The following is a 15,442-nucleotide window of genomic DNA, read 5'->3' on the forward strand; positions in this document are numbered from 1 at the left end:
GAAATCGTTTCGGCGTTATGCGAAGTGGCGACATCGTTAGCGTTGATTGCCATTATTGCCGTTATTGCCGGCAGGCGGCTTGCTTTGTCCGCCTGCCGGCGAGTTGCTTGGCGATGGCGTTGGCGTCGGCGTTTTGCCCGGCGACTGTGTGCCGTTGCCGCCGCCGCTCGGCTTCTGCGTGGGCGTTGGCGTTGCCGTTCCGCCAGGTTTGCCGCTGCCGCCGGGGCTCGGCGATCCGCTGCCGCCTGGCGTCGGCGAGACGCTGCCGGACGGCGAAGGCGTAGGTGTTCCGGAGCCGCTCGGGCTCGGCGATCCGGTGCCGTCGGGCGGTATTTCGACCGTCGCTGTGTTCGACTTGTCGGATACGCCGTCCGAGTCCGGCTTTTCGACGACGACGTAATACTCGTACTTCTCGCCCGGCACGATCGTAATGTCGTTCAACTGGTTCGTTTGCACAATAATGAGCTGCTTGTAGTCTTCATCTTTGCTGCCCTTGCGGTACACCTGATACAACGAGCCGCCGCCCATCGACGTCCAGGTCAGCTCCACTTTGCGATTTTCCGGCACATACGTCGCTTGCAGGTCGGTGATCTTATCCGGTGCCTGCTTCAGGTCGTCAACGCCGCTTGGCTTGACGAACGGCTTCACCGGCATTTTGGCCATTGCCTTCGTCATGACGTCCTTGAATATTTTGTCCGGGCCGCCGCTGGACGTGACGTAATGCTTCGCATCCGTCTTGTCGAATCCTTCCCAGACGGCGGCCGTCCATTCGGGCGTAAAGCCGACGAACCAGACGTCGCGGTTGTATTTCTCCAAGCCTTTCAGGTCAAGCTGGGTGGTGCCCGTTTTACCGGCGACCGGACGGTTCATCTTCGCCCCGGTGCCGGTGCCGCTGTCGACGACGCCCTGCAGCAGCAAGTTGACGTACCAGGCCGTTTTGGCCGACATCACTTGCTTCGGCTTCGTATCCTTGGTCGCCCACACCTCTTTGCCATCCTTGTCGGTAATGCGCAGCAGCGCATGCGGCTCGTACTGCTGCCCGTTGTTGGCAAACGCACTGTACGCCTTGGCCATCTCCAGCGGCGACGCGCCTTTCGTCATGCCGCCGAGGGCGATGGCGAGGTTTTCGTCCTGGGGACGTTCGAAGGTGATGCCGAGCTTCTCGGCGAAGTCCATTCCGGTGCCCACCTTAATGGTGTTCAGCAGCGATACCGCCGGCGCGTTTATCGACTTGCGCACCGCTTCGAACATCGTCACTTGCCCTTGGTACACGCCATCGTAGTTGCGCGGCGAATAATAGCCGTACGTGGCTTGTTTGTCTTCCAGCATCGAATAAGGCGTAAAGCCTTTCTTTTCGATCGCCGGCGCATAGACGACAATCGGCTTGAACGACGAACCCGGCTGCCGCCTCACATCGACGCGGTTCAGGCCTTTGTTCACATAGTCGCGGCCGCCGATCATCGCCACGATGTTGCCGTTGCGGTGATCGAGGATGACCATGCTGCTCTGGATTTTCTGCTGCGGATCGGTATCCTTCTGGAACAAGGCATCGTTCTCGTACGACTGCTCCATCGCCAGCTGCGCGTCCGGGTTCATCGTCATGTAGACGTTGTAGCCTTCCCGTAGCAGCTGATCTTCGTCGATGTTAAGCGCCTGGGCCGCTTCGCCCGCGGCGTAGTCGAGGAACGTCAAATAATTTTTTTTGCTGTCCGTTCGCACCGGCGCCACGTATTCGACCGCTTCCGCCTCTGCCCGTTCGGCGTCGGTGATGTAGCCTTGCTGGTTCATCAGCATGAGCACCGTCGCGCGGCGATCCTTCGATTTTTCCGCGTTGGTGATCGGGTTGTACACGGACGGCGCCTTGGGAATGCCCGCCAACGTGGCCATTTCCCACAGCTTCAGGTCGTTCAGGTTCGACTTGCCAAAATACAGCTTCGCCGCGGCCTTGATCCCCCAAACCGACTGGCCGAAATAAATCCGGTTCAAGTACATTTCGAGAATTTCGTCTTTTGTGTTGTGATTTTCGAGCGCGATCGCGATCGACACTTCGGTCGCCTTGCGGAACAACGTTTTGTCGGCGTTCAGAAACATGTTTTTGGCCAGCTGCTGCGTGATCGTGCTGCCGCCCTCGACCGCGCTGCGGTTGATGACGTCCTTGACGAGCGCGCGGCCGATCGAAATAAAATCGACGCCCGAGTGCTCGGCGAACCGTTTGTCCTCGGTAGCGATGAAGGCGTCCGCCAGCAGCGGCGGTATCTCCTTGAAATCGACCAGCTCGCGGTTTTGCCCCGAGGCGCGCGTCGCCACCTCCACCGGCTTGTTGTTCAGATCGAGGCCGTAAAATTTGGTCGATTCGGTCATTTCGAGTTTGTCGACGGATGCGTTGTACTGCTTTTCGCCATTGAACAAAATGAACATGTACCCGGCCAGCGCGCAGATGACGCCGACAGCCACGACGGCCAACGACCACATCACAATGCGGGCGGGCTTCCATTTGCGCTTGCGTTTTTTGCCGGCGGTGCTTTTGGATCCATTCTTTCCGCTCGAAGACGGACTTCCTTGATGCTCGGATTGTTTGGCCATTCTCTCTCACCCCTGTCAGTCGCGTTCCGGAACGTTCTCCATTACCCGCCTGCGACCGATTCCGAATCGCGTTTTGGATCCTTGTCCGCGCATGCATAGCGCGTCGATCCTGTTTCTACGAAAAGAACAACCCGAAAGCCGGGTTGTTCCTCGCTTGCGTATGATATTAGACGCGTGAGCCTGTCAAAAGGTTTCGACTCCATCAGCTCTCGGCGTTGTTGTCCTGCAGGAACGATACCGCGCGCAGCGGCGTAAACGTGGAGATCGCGTGCTTGTAAACCATCTGCTGCCTGCCGTCGCTGTCAATGATGATCGTAAAATTGTCGAATGCTTTGATGACGCCGCGTATTTGAAAACCGTTCGTAAGGTACACGGTAACCGGAATACTCTCTTTGCGCAGCTGATTCAGAAAATTGTCCTGAATGTTGATCGACTTGTTCATCAAAAAACCCCCTACTGATTGGTGTGTACCGACGAATGTTGGAATGCGCGGCTCTCATGTATATTCCGCATGCCGCGCAAACTTTCCTGCTGCCAGATGGATAATTGTTTGCAAAATATTGCTTTCTTCCGCAGGATCGGTAACGTCGAACCAGTGGATATCGTCCATGTGCCGGAACCAGGACAGCTGGCGTTTGGCATAGCGCCGCGTGTTGCGCTTCAGCAGCGACACCGCCTCCTCAAGCGACAGCCCGCCGCTCAGAAAGCCGGACATTTCCTTGTAGCCTAGCCCTTGCATCGGAACGAGGCAGCTGTCATAACCTTGATCGAGCAGCCGTTTCGTTTCGTCAAGCAAGCCTTCGGCCATCATCGCGTCAACGCGCGCTTCAATTCGTTTATATAGTAAATACCTATCCATTGTCAACCCGACGAGACACAAATCGTATCGCGGTTCCTTCGTCTGGGACGCCAAATGCTCGGTTGCGGTGACGCCCGTCAAATGGGCAATTTCCAGCGCGCGCACGACCCGCCGCGAATCGTTCGGATGCAGCCGGTCCGCCGCTTGCGGATCGACGGCGCGCAGCCGATCGTGCAGCGCCTGTTCGCCAAACTCGCGCAAGAAGCGTTGCTGCTCGTCGCGGAATGCTTCGTCTGCCCCCGCCTCGCTGAACCGGAAGTCGTAACACAACGACTCGATGTAAAAGCCCGTCCCGCCCACAATGAGCGGAAGGTTGCCTCTTCCGTGGATGGCGGCGATCAACTCGCGGGCGCTTGTTTGAAAATCGGCTGCCGAAAACGGCTCGTCCGGCGAAACGATATCGATCAGATGATGAGGCACGATCGCCCGCTCTTCCGGTGTCGCTTTGGCGGTGCCGATATCCATGCCGCGATACACTTGCATCGAGTCGCCGGAAATGATTTCGCAGCCGAGCGCCTGCGCGACCGCAAGGCTGAGCTTCGTTTTGCCGACGGCGGTAGGGCCCACGATCGCCATTAAAGGAAGCTTGTCCGTCATGGCGTCATCACCCCGTAAGCGACCTTGGTCGCGCCGCCGCGCGCGTTCTTCTCGAAGCCGAGGCGGGCAAATTCGCCGCTGTCGCGGTGCTCCTTGAGCACGACCCGCTTGCGGGCGACACGGGCCGCTTCGGCGACGGCTTCGGGCGACAGCGCCCCGTCGTTGGCCATACCGCGCAAAGGCGAAATCGAGCTCGAGGCGCCGATAGGTCGGCGAAACATCGGATCGAAATAAACGATGTCGGCGCTGTTGTCCGGCTGCTCGCGCAGATAAGCGAGATGATCGACGCGACGCACGTCGATCCGCCGCATCGCTTCGTCCAGCGCCGCAATGCCGCTGACGTAAACGGCCAGCCCTTCCTGCAGCAGCAAGGCGACGGCCGGTTCGCTTTCGAGTGCGGTCACTGCGCCCAGTGGGCCGGTTGCCAAAGCGAACACGATGGCGTCCGAGCCGAGCCCGGCCGTGCAGTCGATCACCCGGTCGCCCGGCATGACGCCGGTGACGGCAAGCATGATGTCGTCTTCGCCGCGAAGCAGCCGTTTGGCGCGAATCGACGCCGTGCTCGGATGGAAGAACAGCGCCGTTCCTTCCGGCGTGTAATACTTCAGCTCGCGCTCCGTCGCGACGAGAATGGCGGGCGCTTCTCCTCCCGGCGTGCCGAACTTGGCCCGCATGCCGGGAAGCGTGAGCCGCTTGCGCGGCACGAACGTGCCGCCGGCTTCGGCAGCCAGCCGGCGTCCCCGGTCCAACTGCTCCGGGGACGGTTCGTATGATGTAGTAACCAGCATGAATAAACACCCTTTATATAATACGCCGCTTTCCGGCAGCAGTTGCGATTGTTCGCTATCGTTTCCGTTACATGACGCGTTTAAACATTTTTTCCAGCTCGTAACTGGAGAAGCTCACAACGATCGGCCTTCCGTGCGGGCACGTATACGGGTTGCCGCAAGCGGCCAGCCGGTCGAGCAGCGCTTCCATGCCGGCGATGCTCAAGCTCTGGTTCGCTTTGATCGACGCCTTGCAGGAGCACAGGGCCGCCGACTTGTCGCGCAGGCGGGACAGATCGATCGGCTTGCGTTCGCTCAGGATCCACTCGGCCATTTCTTCGATGATTTCTTTTTCGTCGCCCTCGGGCATCCAGTACGGATGCGCCCGGACGATAAACGTGCTGCCGCCGAACGGCTCGAGATAAACGCCCGCTTGCTCGAACAGCGGCAGCTTGGCCGCCAGTTGCTCCGCTTCGCCCGGCGTATAGTCGAGCGTGATCGGCACCAGCAATTGCTGGCTTGCGTCGGCCGGTTCGCCGAATTTGGCGTAGAAATATTCGTAATTGATCCGCTCATGTGCGGCGTGCTGGTCGATCAAATATAGCCCGGTTTCGTTCTGCGCAACGATGTAAGTACCGTGCAGTTGGCCGATCGGCGACAGCCGCGGGAACTGCGGCAGCTCCGCCGGAGCGTCCGGCGCCGGCTCGAGCAGCGCCGCCAGCTTGTCCGCCGGCAGCGGAGCCGCCGGTCGCTGCGGCGTCGGCGCAGCGGCGCTGGCGGGGCCGGGGCCGGGCGGCGGCGTGTAGCGCGCGGGAGTAGGCGCAGCGGCTGCGGTGGAGCCGGGACCGGGCGGCGCGACGCGCGCTGGCGAAGGCGCAGCGGCTGCGGCGGGGCCGGGAGGCGCGAAACGCGCTGGCGGAGGCGCAGCGGCTGCTGAAGCGCCGCCGAACGGCATGTCAACCGGCGTTTCGGCGCGATAGAGCGCAAGCTGCTCCTGGACGACGGCAGGGCGCGCCGAAGCCGGTTTGTTTCCTTGCGGAATAAGCACCTGGCCGCGCAATGCCTGGCGAATCGACTCCTCCACGAACAGGATCAACTCCTGTTCCTTGCTGAATCGTACTTCCAGCTTCGCCGGATGGACGTTTACGTCGAGCAAGCTCGGCTCCATGGTCAGCTGCAGGATCGCCAGCGGAAACCGATGCAGCGGGAGCAGCGTCCGATAAGCGTTCAAAACGGCGCCGGCGAGCGCAAAGTTTTTGATATAGCGGCCGTTTACAATCGCCGTCACGGCGGAGCGGTTCGAACGCGTCAGCTCAGGCCGCGACACATATCCGGTCAAGCCAAAGTCGAGGTTATCCCCCTCCACTTTGACGAGCTGCTTGGCGGCTCCGCTTCCATAAACCGCCGCAATCACCTGCAACAAGTCGCCGCCGCCCAACGTTTGCAGCAGCACATTGCCGTTATGCCGCAGCGTAAACGCAATCGCCGGAAAAGCAAGCGCCAGCCGGTTCATATAATCCGACACATTGCCGAGTTCGGTTTGAATCGTCTTCATGTACTTGAGCCGGGCCGGCGTATTGAAGAACAAGTCGCGCACCTGAATGTCCGTGCCGCGCGACGCTGCCGCCTCCGCAAACGAACGTACTTCGCCGCCTTCGATGACGAGTTTCCAGCCCGATCCGTCCGCACCGGACGAAGTCAGGCATTCCACTTTTGCCACCGCCGCGATACTAGGCAGCGCTTCGCCTCGGAATCCCAGCGTGCGGATGCGAAACAAATCTTTGCCCGAGGCGATTTTGCTCGTGGCATGGCGCAAGAAAGCGGTACGGCAATCGTCCTCCGCCATGCCGCTGCCATTGTCGGCCACGCGGATGTAAGTCAAGCCGCCTTCTTCGATCGTCACGTCGATTCGGCCGGCGCCGGCGTCGATCGCATTTTCCACCAGCTCTTTGACGACCGAGGATGGTCGCTCCACCACTTCGCCCGCCGCGATCTGGTTCGCAATATGATCGTCAAGCACTTGAATGATGCCCATTCGTCCATCCCTCCCGCATCCAGCCGTCAGTTAAGCAGCCCATTCCCTACTTTCATCTACCGCAGCAATCGACGCGATATCCGACAAACGCTTGCCGGGCACCGCCATCAAAACAAGGCTTTCATGATCAGCCTCACCAGCCTCGCCGAAAAATAGCCAGTGAAAACATGGCCTATTTCGCCGATTCGGCGAGCTACTAATGAAATAGCCAGTAAAATCGCTGGCTATTATGTTGGAATGTTCGATTTCGGAGCAATCGGAGCACAATAGCCAGCGTATTCGCTGGTTATTTTTGACGTGCCGCGTAAAAACGGGCAAATAAACCATTTTTCATGGCCAATTTCACGATGACAGGCCGCCCAAGCATCAGCGACGGCTCGACCCAACGCCGTGAAGCGTCAGCACGCCGGCGTCGTCGCTCCACGTCACATCGTCGAACGCGTAGGCGAAAGCGTCGAGCGCCACATACATCGTGCCGTCGACAAATTTGCCGCTGTCGTCGCCGGTAGCATACGAAGCCGAAAACCCGCCTGCGGCGATGCTGACCGACTTCGTGTCGCCGTTCCAGGCGACATCGGCATCAACCAGCGCTGCAAGCGTGCGGGACGGCACATACACGCGCCCTTTGTCGCGGATGACGTTCAGCCGTTCCAGAAACGGCGTCCCGTTGACGACAATGCCCCCCGGCTGCTGCCGGATCGTCACATCCGCCACGCCGGACAAGTGAACCGCCTTGATCGTTTGCGCGATTTCGCCCGTCACTTCGACGTCCGGCTTGATGCCGACCTTGTTCACCTTGTGCTTGTTCGGCGTCAAATACTCTTCGATCGTTACCTTCAGCATACCGCCGCCGGCAATCGAATAGATCGTCTGCACACTGCCTTTGCCGTACGTTACCGTGCCGACAATCGTGGCGACACGATAGTCCTGCAGCGCCCCGGACAACACTTCCGATGCGCTGGCGCTGTTCTGGTCGACGAGCACGGTGACGGGATAAGCTACCGTCGATCCTCCGCTAAGCCGGATCGGGTCGTCGACATGATTGCGGTCGCTTGTATGGATAAGGACGCCATCTTTTATGAACCGTTTGGCGATATTGCTCGCCGAATCGAGCAGACCGCCGGGATTGCCGCGCAAATCGACGATCAGCGACGTGATCCCTTGTTTCTCCAGCTCGTCCAGCTTGCTGGCGAACAGCTCGTCCGCATCGCTAGAGAAGCTGTCGATCCGGATATACCCGGCGCCGCCCTCCATCCGCGAACCGCTCACCGTCTGAATCGCGACCGGCTTGCGCGTCATGGTCGAGGTTTTCGTATCGCCGTCGCGCACGTACGTCACATCGACTTTCGTATCGGCCGTCCCCATAATCGCCGCCGTCAATTCATTCATCGTTTTGCCGGCATACGACTTGCCGTCCGCGGCGACAATGTAATCGCCGGCACGCATGCCGACCGCTTCGGCGGGGGAACCGGCAAACACTTCGATCACCAGAAACCCCCGCTCATCCTGCTCCAGCCGAACGCCGATGCCGACATAACGCTGCTCGAGCGAGCTTTCGAACTGGTTCCATTCCGCCGCCGTCATATATTGCGTATACGGATCGCCGAGCGAGTCGATCATGCCCTTGATCGCGGCTGCCTCCAGCGCGCTTCGATCCGTGCCGCTGACATGGACGCGCGAAAGCCAATCCAGCACTTCGCCGACGGCCGGCGAAACGCCGCTCCCTTCCGGCTCGGCCGCAAACGCCGCAGCAGGCGGCATCAGCAGCATCGCAGCCAGCGCCAAACCTGCCAGCTTCGTTCCGAAGCGGGTTACCCGGGACGAGCGCGAGCGGGTCTTGCGCGTGACGGCGAAACTCTCGCCATTCAGTCCGTTTCCCATCGGGATCACTTCTCCCTTGTATAATGGCGTAACCTCACGAGCTGTACTTCTTCTTCCAGTCGAACAGCAAATTCATCGCCTGCATCGGCGTCATATTGATCAGATCCGCCGTGCGAAGCTGCTCGGCAAGCTGCGCCGCCTGCTGTTCGCCGCGCGAAGCCTGCTTGCGCGCCTTGTTTACGCCTCCGTGAGCATCGTCCGCCCCGTCAGGGAAAAGGCTAAGCTGCACCGCATCCTTGGCGGCTGCCGTTTCGCGCAAGATCAGCGGCTGCTCCCGCTTCGGTACTGCGCTGACAGCCCCAGCCGCGCCGTCCGCCAGCGCCGCTCTTCGTTCGAAGGCGCCGAGCAGCACGTACGATCGTTCGATGATCGTCTCCGGCAAACCTGCGATTCTGGCGCAATAAATGCCGTAGCTCGTGTCGGCTGCACCGGGCACCAGCTTGCGCAGGAATGTCACTTCGCGATCGTTTTCCTTGACCGCCATGCGGGCGTTGCGCAGATGCGGCAAGCTTGTCTCAAGGCCGGACAATTCGTGAAAATGCGTCGAAACCAGCGTTTTGCAACCGATATGATCGTGCAAATATTCGATGACGGCCTGGGCGATCGCCATGCCTTCCCCGGTTGAAGTGCCGCGCCCAAGCTCGTCGATAATGACGAGGCTGCGGTCGGTCGCCTTTTCGGTCATGACGCGAATGTCCGCCATTTCGACCATAAACGTGCTCTGCCCGCCGATCAGATCGTCCGCGGCGCCAATCCGGGTGAATATCCGGTCGACCAGCGGAAGCTCGGCTTCGTCGGCAGGAACGAAACAGCCGATCTGCGCCATCACGCAAATGATCGCCACCTGGCGCATGTACGTGCTTTTGCCCGCCATATTCGGTCCGGTGATGAGCAGCACGTGCCCGCTCTTCTCCCCGAGCGACGAGTCGTTGGCGATAAAAGCGCCTTGCGGCAATGTCGCTTCCACAACCGGATGCCGGCCGGCAACAACGCGCAAATCATACCCGTCGCCGATCGCCGGACGGCAAAACCGGTGAGCCGCGCTGACCGTGGCCAGCGACTGCAGCGCGTCCACCGCCGACACGATGCTCGCCGCCTGCTGCAGCCGATGCACTTCGCCGGCGATCCGTTCGCGCAATTCCGTGAACAGGCCGTACTCGATGTCGACCATCTTCTCCTGCGCTTCGAGAATAAGCGCTTCCTGCTCCTTCAGTTCCGGCGTCACGAACCGCTCGGCATTGGCCAGCGTTTGTTTGCGCTCGTAGCGGCCTTCCGGCAATTGCCCCAGGTTGGCTCGCGTCACTTCAATATAATAGCCGAACACTTTGTTGTAGCCGATCTTCAGCGACTTGATGCCGGTCGCCTCGCGCTCGCGCGATTCCAGCTCGGCCAGCCACTTCTTGCCGCCGCGGTCCGCTTCCTTCAGCTTGTCGAGATGCTCGTGGTAGCCGAGCTTGATGATCCCGCCGTCACGCACGGATACCGGCGGCTCCTCCACAATGGCGGCGTCGATCCACGCCGCGATATCGGCGCAGTCGTCCAGCTTCGCGACAAGCGCAGCCAGCGTAGCCGAGCCGGAAGCGGCGCACACGGCGCGCAGTTCCGGCAGCTGCCGCAGCGACAGCTTGAGCGCCAACAGATCGCGTCCGTTCGCCGTGCCATAGGAAATTTTGGCCACGAGCCGCTCCAGATCGTACATGTCCTTGAGCTGCGTCCGGATATCGTCGCGCACAATCAGCTGCTTGTACATCGTTTCGACCGCTTCCAGCCGTTCCTCGATGCGGGCGACGCTGAGCAGCGGCTTCTCGATCCACTTGCGCAGCTGACGCGCGCCCATCGCCGTCACCGTTTCGTCGAGCAGCCACAGCAGCGAGCCGCGCTTGCCGCGGTCGCGCACCGTCTCGAGCAGCTCCAGATTGCGCCGGGTGAATGGGTCCATCGTCATATATTGATTCGGCTCGTATCGACGAATCCGGGTAATGTGCGATAGCGACCGTTTCTGCGTTTCGCCGAGATAGCCGAGCAGCTGCAGCGCCGCTTGCCGCGATGCGGCCCCGAGCCGCTCCAACTCGACCAATTCGCGCTCGTCGCCGAAAAACAAAGCGGCGTCCGCCGGCCGATCCCATGCCGTGGAGACATAAGGGCGCAATCCGGCAGCCGGCTGCGCCTTCAGAAGCTCCAGGACCGGCGCAGCAGCCACGAGCTCGGCCGGGGCGAAGATGGACAGTTCGTCCGTCAGTTGCTCCAACGGCATCGCCACGCTTGCCGCATGCAGCTCGCCGGTCGAAATGTCGCAGGCGGCGAAGCCGAACAAGCCGTTCGCTGCCGCCACGCAGGCGATATAGTTGTTCGCTCCTTCCTGCAGCAGCTTGCCGTCCATCAGCGTGCCCGGCGTAACGATGCGCACCACTTCGCGGCGTACGACGCCTTTCGCCTCCGCCGTGTCCTCGACTTGTTCGCAAATCGCGACTTTGTACCCTTTTTCAATCAATCTCGCTATGTACGTTTCCACGGCATGATGGGGAACTCCGCACATCGGCACGCGCTCTTCCGCACCCGCTTCGCGTCCGGTCAGCGTAATTTCCAGCTCTTTGGTGGCCAGCAGCGCGTCGTCGAAAAACATTTCGTAAAAATCGCCCAGCCGGAAAAACAAAAACGCATCCGGCACAGTCGCTTTCACCGATAAATATTGCTCCATCATCGGCGTATATTTGGTCGTCATAGAGATCCTCCACATCCGCTTGCGATACATCGCCTATTATAGCACGAATCGGCAAAACCGGCATAAACCGCCTCACGTTTCGACAACCAAAAAATCCCCCCATCAAATGGAAGGATTTTTGGTATCAGAATTGTGCCGCACGCACCCGCCACGGGGCTACAGCGCAGGAAACCTGCGCTAAAATGTGACGCATGAGGCCGGCGAACTAGGTAAATCGAATTTGTTTAACTGCATTAATGTAAGTGTAGGTTGCAATCGGTAAACTTTGGCTGTTTTTTGACTTTTCGTGCATTTTTGCATGTAAGCGAAATGGAGCGTGAACATTTTACTGGTACCCGCACTACGCTCAAATACCCACTGCCTACTTCGACCTCGTAGCTCCGAGCTATCAGCATTGTCACGCACCCATTCGCCGCTGCAAGGCTGATTTCAGCCTTATTTCGCTCGCCACTCACCATTTCGCCGCTGCAAAGCTGATTTCAGCCTTATTTCGCTCGTCACGCACTTATTCGCCGCTGCAAGGCTGATTTCAGCCTTATTTCGCTTGTCACGCACCCATTCGCCGATGCAAGGCTGATTTCTGCCTTATTTCGCTCGCCACGCGCCAATTCGTCGCTGCAAGGCTGATTTCAGCCTTATCTCCCTGACCGTTCATGTACGGGGGGACGGGCATTCATGCCTGGCAATGTAAATTCATTTGCTGGTTGCCAGCTACCCCCGTCGCCGCCCCGCCGGCACGCCGTCCATCCCCCACTTGACGCGAATGTCTTCGCTTTCGTCCAGTGCCTGCATGCCGAGCACGCGCGCTTTCAGCGGTTCCAGCGCGTCCGCGTAAGCCGCGTACTCGCCCGTCGCTTCCAGGTCGCGCCACAGCTCGCGCGCATGCGGCAGCAGCGCCGCCTTGTCGCCGGCATAATAGGCGCGCTGCACGTCCGGATGCGCCAGCGGCCGTTTGCCGAGCTCGCGGCGATGCGCCGCAACGACGCGAACGAGCGCCAGCACGCCGAGCGCCAGCTCGGGATCGGCCAGCCAGCTCGGCAGCGTGCGGTATTCGAAGCCGCCGTGCGGCTGCCGGCGGAAGTCGCCGAGGAAGCCGTACTTTGGCCGGCGGCGTCCGGCCCCCGCCCCTTCGAGCAGGACCAGCGGCAGCGCCGTGTAGTTGTCAAGCAGGCGCAGCAGCCGCGAACTGAGCGTTATGCCGCTGATGTGCACATGCCCGCCGATCGGCAGCCCGCGCACCGGCATGCCCCCGGCCAGCCAGCGGATGCGCGGGTCGCCGATCCGCTCCGCCGCGATCCTCATCGCCCGGCGGATGCCGCGCAGCAGCTCGCGAGGATCGGGGCTCGGCTCCGGACGAAGCTCGGCGAGCGGCGTAATCGTCTGTCGGCCTGGCAGCATCACGTTGTCCCAGCCGGCCTCCCCCTCCTTGTCCAAATACCGCGAGGCGAACGCCACCTTGCCGCCCCGCATCAGCACAAATTCCGGGTCCGCACCGAGCCGCAGCGCGCGGCTGCCGCGACGCCGGTCTTCCGCAAGCTCGCTTGCGTAAAAGCCGATCGCTTCGGCGAACAGTGCGGTCAGCCGCTTCGTCAGCCGCGGAAACGGCAACACGTCGGCGACGCATGTCCGGCCTTCCGGCGTGACGCCGATTCTCACCAGGCCGTAGTCCAGACCAAGCGCATACAAAGCTTTGACCGCTTCGCGCACCGCCCGTTTGCCGTGAAACCCAAGCTTCTCCCCCTCCGCTTCCGCCGAATCCGCTTCCGCAAAGGCAACGGGCAACGCGCCGCCGTCGTGCCGCAACGGAAACTCCATCCGCTCCGCAAACCGTCCCGGATGCCGCGTCGGACCGACCAGTACGAGCGACGAAGGGCGTTCCCGTTCATACAGCGCCAGCGCCTGCAAATGAAACACCGGCACGAAAAACTCATGCGCAAAACCGGCCGGCTGCCTGTCCGGCGGAGGCGCCGGCTTCAAGCCGTGCAGCGCAAGCAGCTCGTTCCGCGAAGCGCGCCGCATGCAGCGCAGCGCCGCCGCCAGCGGATTCATCACATGGCCTTCGCCCGGCTCCGGCGCAATAACGCCCCAACGAATGACCGTTTCCGGCGCTTCTCCTTGCGGCAGCGACCTGCCGTGCTTCACTGCAAGCATGTCCGCCAGCTTGACGGCGTCCGGCTCTCCCGCATGCAACAAATAAACGTCCATCGCCCCCACCTTCCCGCGCATCCGCCTCATTTTTCAACAAAAAAGAGGGCGAATGCCCTCAACAAAATACCCGCTCCGCTCATATACTGCTAACAAACGATCAATCCGCTTCGTCTTCCAGCAGGCTCGGATCGAGATCCTCGTAGTCGCCGGCATCGCCGCCGTCGAAATCGTACGATTTGTCGCCGAATTCGCCGCAGCCCCCTTTGCACACGACGACGCACACTTTCGTTTCCGCGATCATCTCGACTTGAAATTCCCGCTCGACGCGAATCAGGACGCCGTCTCCGCGCGACGACACGCTCGCTTCGACGCAGTTCGGCTCCTGCGTCGCCACGGCGGACACTTCCGCCGTCGCAACCTTATGTTTTTTATCCAAGAAGGATAGCGGGATGACATCAACATAAGAAATCGTTTCTTTGGCAACGTCCGTTTTTGTATTTCTGTCGTACGAATACCAAATGTTGATGTCGTAAGTACCGATGACCTCAACGCCCTCGCTGGATTTGACGGCTTCGTATTGATTATTGATACACCAAGCGCCCAGGATGCTGGTTGGAGCGTTAGACGGAGAAATCGTATGGCTCACCTGACTGAACTTGCGACCTTTACCGCATACCGCTTTTGTTATAATCTCCCGACATTGCAGGTCTCTATCTGCGATCGACATCTTCTCAACCTCCTCCATACAATCATTCAATAAAATTGTATGCAGGACATTCGTCTAGTGTGCTATTTATTTCATTTATTTTTGGACCTAGCACTACGCTTTTCGTTTCTTGCGCCGCTTGGCGATGGACAAGTAGTTGCGCAGTTCGATGCACAGCTGCAGCAGCGCCGAACGCACCTCGAACTCCGCGCGCGCGGCCGGCAGCGGCATCGTTTTGAATGCGTGCTCCAGCTCCGCCAGCTTCGTTTCGGCATTGCCCGTATAATAATCGGAACGTACATCCTCGTTCAACAGCTCGAACAGCTCCGCCACCGCCGCCCCTTGCGGCAGCGTTTCGGTTACTTGCGCCGACAGCTCCAGCATGCGTTCAATCGATTCGAACTGCAGCTTGCGCATGGCAAAATAGACGGCCCAATCGTGCTCCGGGCGGAACAGCGCATTTTCTTCGTTATGCCGGGCAAGCTCCGTCCCTTTCCGAATCGTTTCCTCCGCCTGCAGCACTTCCTGCCCGTCCCACAGCGGATGATCTTTGTTTTTTAAGTAGCCGCCGATTTCATAGAATATATGGCCGAACAACCGCTCCGTCTGCTTGCGCAGCACGAGCAGCTTGCGGTCCGCATTCGGCGTGTACAGCATATTGACGACCGTAGCGATTCCGAGTCCGAGAAGCAGCAGCGAAAGCTCGCCCGCAAGCATATCGTAATCCGTGCGCTGCGCCACATAAAGATGAAGCATGACGACAAGCGCCGAAACGACGCCGTCCTGCAGCTTCGCCTTGACAAGCAGCGGATAGACGACAAGTACGAATGCCGCGATCACCCAAATGTGAAAGCCGCAGACGATAAACAGCAGCGAGGCGAAACATAAACTGAGCACCGAAGCGAGCAGCCGTGCGGCCGCCCCCTTCAGGCTGCGCCGCTTGGTCGCGTCGACGCCGATTACGGCGAGCAAGCCGGCCGACGGCGCGGAGGCGAGTCCCGCCCATTCCGCCGCATAAACAGCGAGCAGTGCCGCAATTGCCATTTTGATGACACGAATGATCATGATGCCGCCCCTTCCGTCATGATGTCATGATTGTTTACATATCAATGACATTATCGTCTGAACGAGCACAATTTTCAAG

The 15,442-nt window shown here is 60.1% G+C and carries 10 protein-coding genes; all 10 read right to left on the reverse strand.

Going from position 1 to position 15,442, the window contains the following annotated elements:
* Positions 1–36: 36 nt before the first annotated feature.
* Positions 37–2,583 (reverse strand): PBP1A family penicillin-binding protein, encoded by a 2,547-nt coding sequence (locus EXY20_RS11825; RefSeq protein ID WP_135551142.1) that lies wholly within the window; start codon positions 2,581–2,583, stop codon positions 37–39.
* A 202-nt stretch (positions 2,584–2,785) separates the two neighbouring features.
* Complete coding sequence (gene hfq, locus EXY20_RS11830; RefSeq protein WP_135551144.1) at positions 2,786–3,025, reverse strand: RNA chaperone Hfq; 240 nt, start codon at positions 3,023–3,025, stop codon at positions 2,786–2,788.
* Positions 3,026–3,079: 54 nt separating this feature from the next.
* Positions 3,080–4,039 (reverse strand): tRNA (adenosine(37)-N6)-dimethylallyltransferase MiaA, encoded by a 960-nt coding sequence (miaA, locus tag EXY20_RS11835; protein ID WP_135551145.1) that lies wholly within the window; start codon positions 4,037–4,039, stop codon positions 3,080–3,082.
* Complete coding sequence (locus EXY20_RS11840) at positions 4,036–4,827, reverse strand: class I SAM-dependent methyltransferase (protein ID WP_135551147.1); 792 nt, start codon at positions 4,825–4,827, stop codon at positions 4,036–4,038. The genes miaA and EXY20_RS11840 overlap by 4 nt, the downstream gene beginning before the upstream one ends.
* 67 nt (positions 4,828–4,894) lie before the next feature.
* Positions 4,895–6,841, reverse strand: a complete 1,947-nt coding sequence (mutL, locus tag EXY20_RS11845) for a DNA mismatch repair endonuclease MutL (RefSeq protein ID WP_135551149.1) — start codon at positions 6,839–6,841, stop codon at positions 4,895–4,897.
* A 366-nt stretch (positions 6,842–7,207) separates the two neighbouring features.
* Entirely contained in the window at positions 7,208–8,722 is a 1,515-nt protein-coding gene (locus EXY20_RS11850) for a S41 family peptidase (protein WP_135551152.1), read from the reverse strand.
* 34 nt (positions 8,723–8,756) lie between these two features.
* Positions 8,757–11,444, reverse strand: coding sequence for a DNA mismatch repair protein MutS (gene mutS, locus EXY20_RS11855; RefSeq protein WP_135551154.1), 2,688 nt, complete (start codon positions 11,442–11,444; stop codon positions 8,757–8,759).
* Between the two features lie 711 nt (positions 11,445–12,155).
* Positions 12,156–13,649, reverse strand: a complete 1,494-nt coding sequence (locus tag EXY20_RS11860; protein ID WP_135551156.1) for a putative amidoligase domain-containing protein — start codon at positions 13,647–13,649, stop codon at positions 12,156–12,158.
* A 100-nt stretch (positions 13,650–13,749) separates the two neighbouring features.
* Positions 13,750–14,319 carry an outer spore coat protein CotE gene (locus tag EXY20_RS11865; protein ID WP_135551158.1) on the reverse strand — a complete coding sequence of 190 codons (570 nt, stop codon included), beginning with the start codon at positions 14,317–14,319 and terminating at the stop codon, positions 13,750–13,752.
* A 93-nt stretch (positions 14,320–14,412) separates the two neighbouring features.
* A complete protein-coding gene (locus EXY20_RS11870) occupies positions 14,413–15,363 on the reverse strand; it encodes an aromatic acid exporter family protein (protein WP_135551160.1) in 951 nt (316 codons plus the stop codon).
* Between the last annotated feature and the right edge of the window lie 79 nt (positions 15,364–15,442).

The organism is Paenibacillus cymbidii, from assembly GCF_004764705.1.
Lineage (GTDB): Bacteria > Bacillota > Bacilli > Paenibacillales > NBRC-103111 > Paenibacillus_AN > Paenibacillus_AN cymbidii.

Coding starts and splice junctions, on each gene's coding strand:
- EXY20_RS11860 (WP_135551156.1), bottom strand. CDS start 13,649: ATGGACGTTTATTTGTTGCATGCGGGAGAGCCGGACGCCGTCAAGCTG.
- mutS (WP_135551154.1), bottom strand. CDS start 11,444: ATGACGACCAAATATACGCCGATGATGGAGCAATATTTATCGGTGAAA.
- mutL (WP_135551149.1), bottom strand. CDS start 6,841: ATGGGCATCATTCAAGTGCTTGACGATCATATTGCGAACCAGATCGCG.
- EXY20_RS11850 (WP_135551152.1), bottom strand. CDS start 8,722: ATGGGAAACGGACTGAATGGCGAGAGTTTCGCCGTCACGCGCAAGACC.
- miaA (WP_135551145.1), bottom strand. CDS start 4,039: ATGACGGACAAGCTTCCTTTAATGGCGATCGTGGGCCCTACCGCCGTC.
- EXY20_RS11865 (WP_135551158.1), bottom strand. CDS start 14,319: ATGTCGATCGCAGATAGAGACCTGCAATGTCGGGAGATTATAACAAAA.
- EXY20_RS11840 (WP_135551147.1), bottom strand. CDS start 4,827: ATGCTGGTTACTACATCATACGAACCGTCCCCGGAGCAGTTGGACCGG.
- EXY20_RS11870 (WP_135551160.1), bottom strand. CDS start 15,363: ATGATCATTCGTGTCATCAAAATGGCAATTGCGGCACTGCTCGCTGTT.
- EXY20_RS11825 (WP_135551142.1), bottom strand. CDS start 2,583: ATGGCCAAACAATCCGAGCATCAAGGAAGTCCGTCTTCGAGCGGAAAG.
- hfq (WP_135551144.1), bottom strand. CDS start 3,025: ATGAACAAGTCGATCAACATTCAGGACAATTTTCTGAATCAGCTGCGC.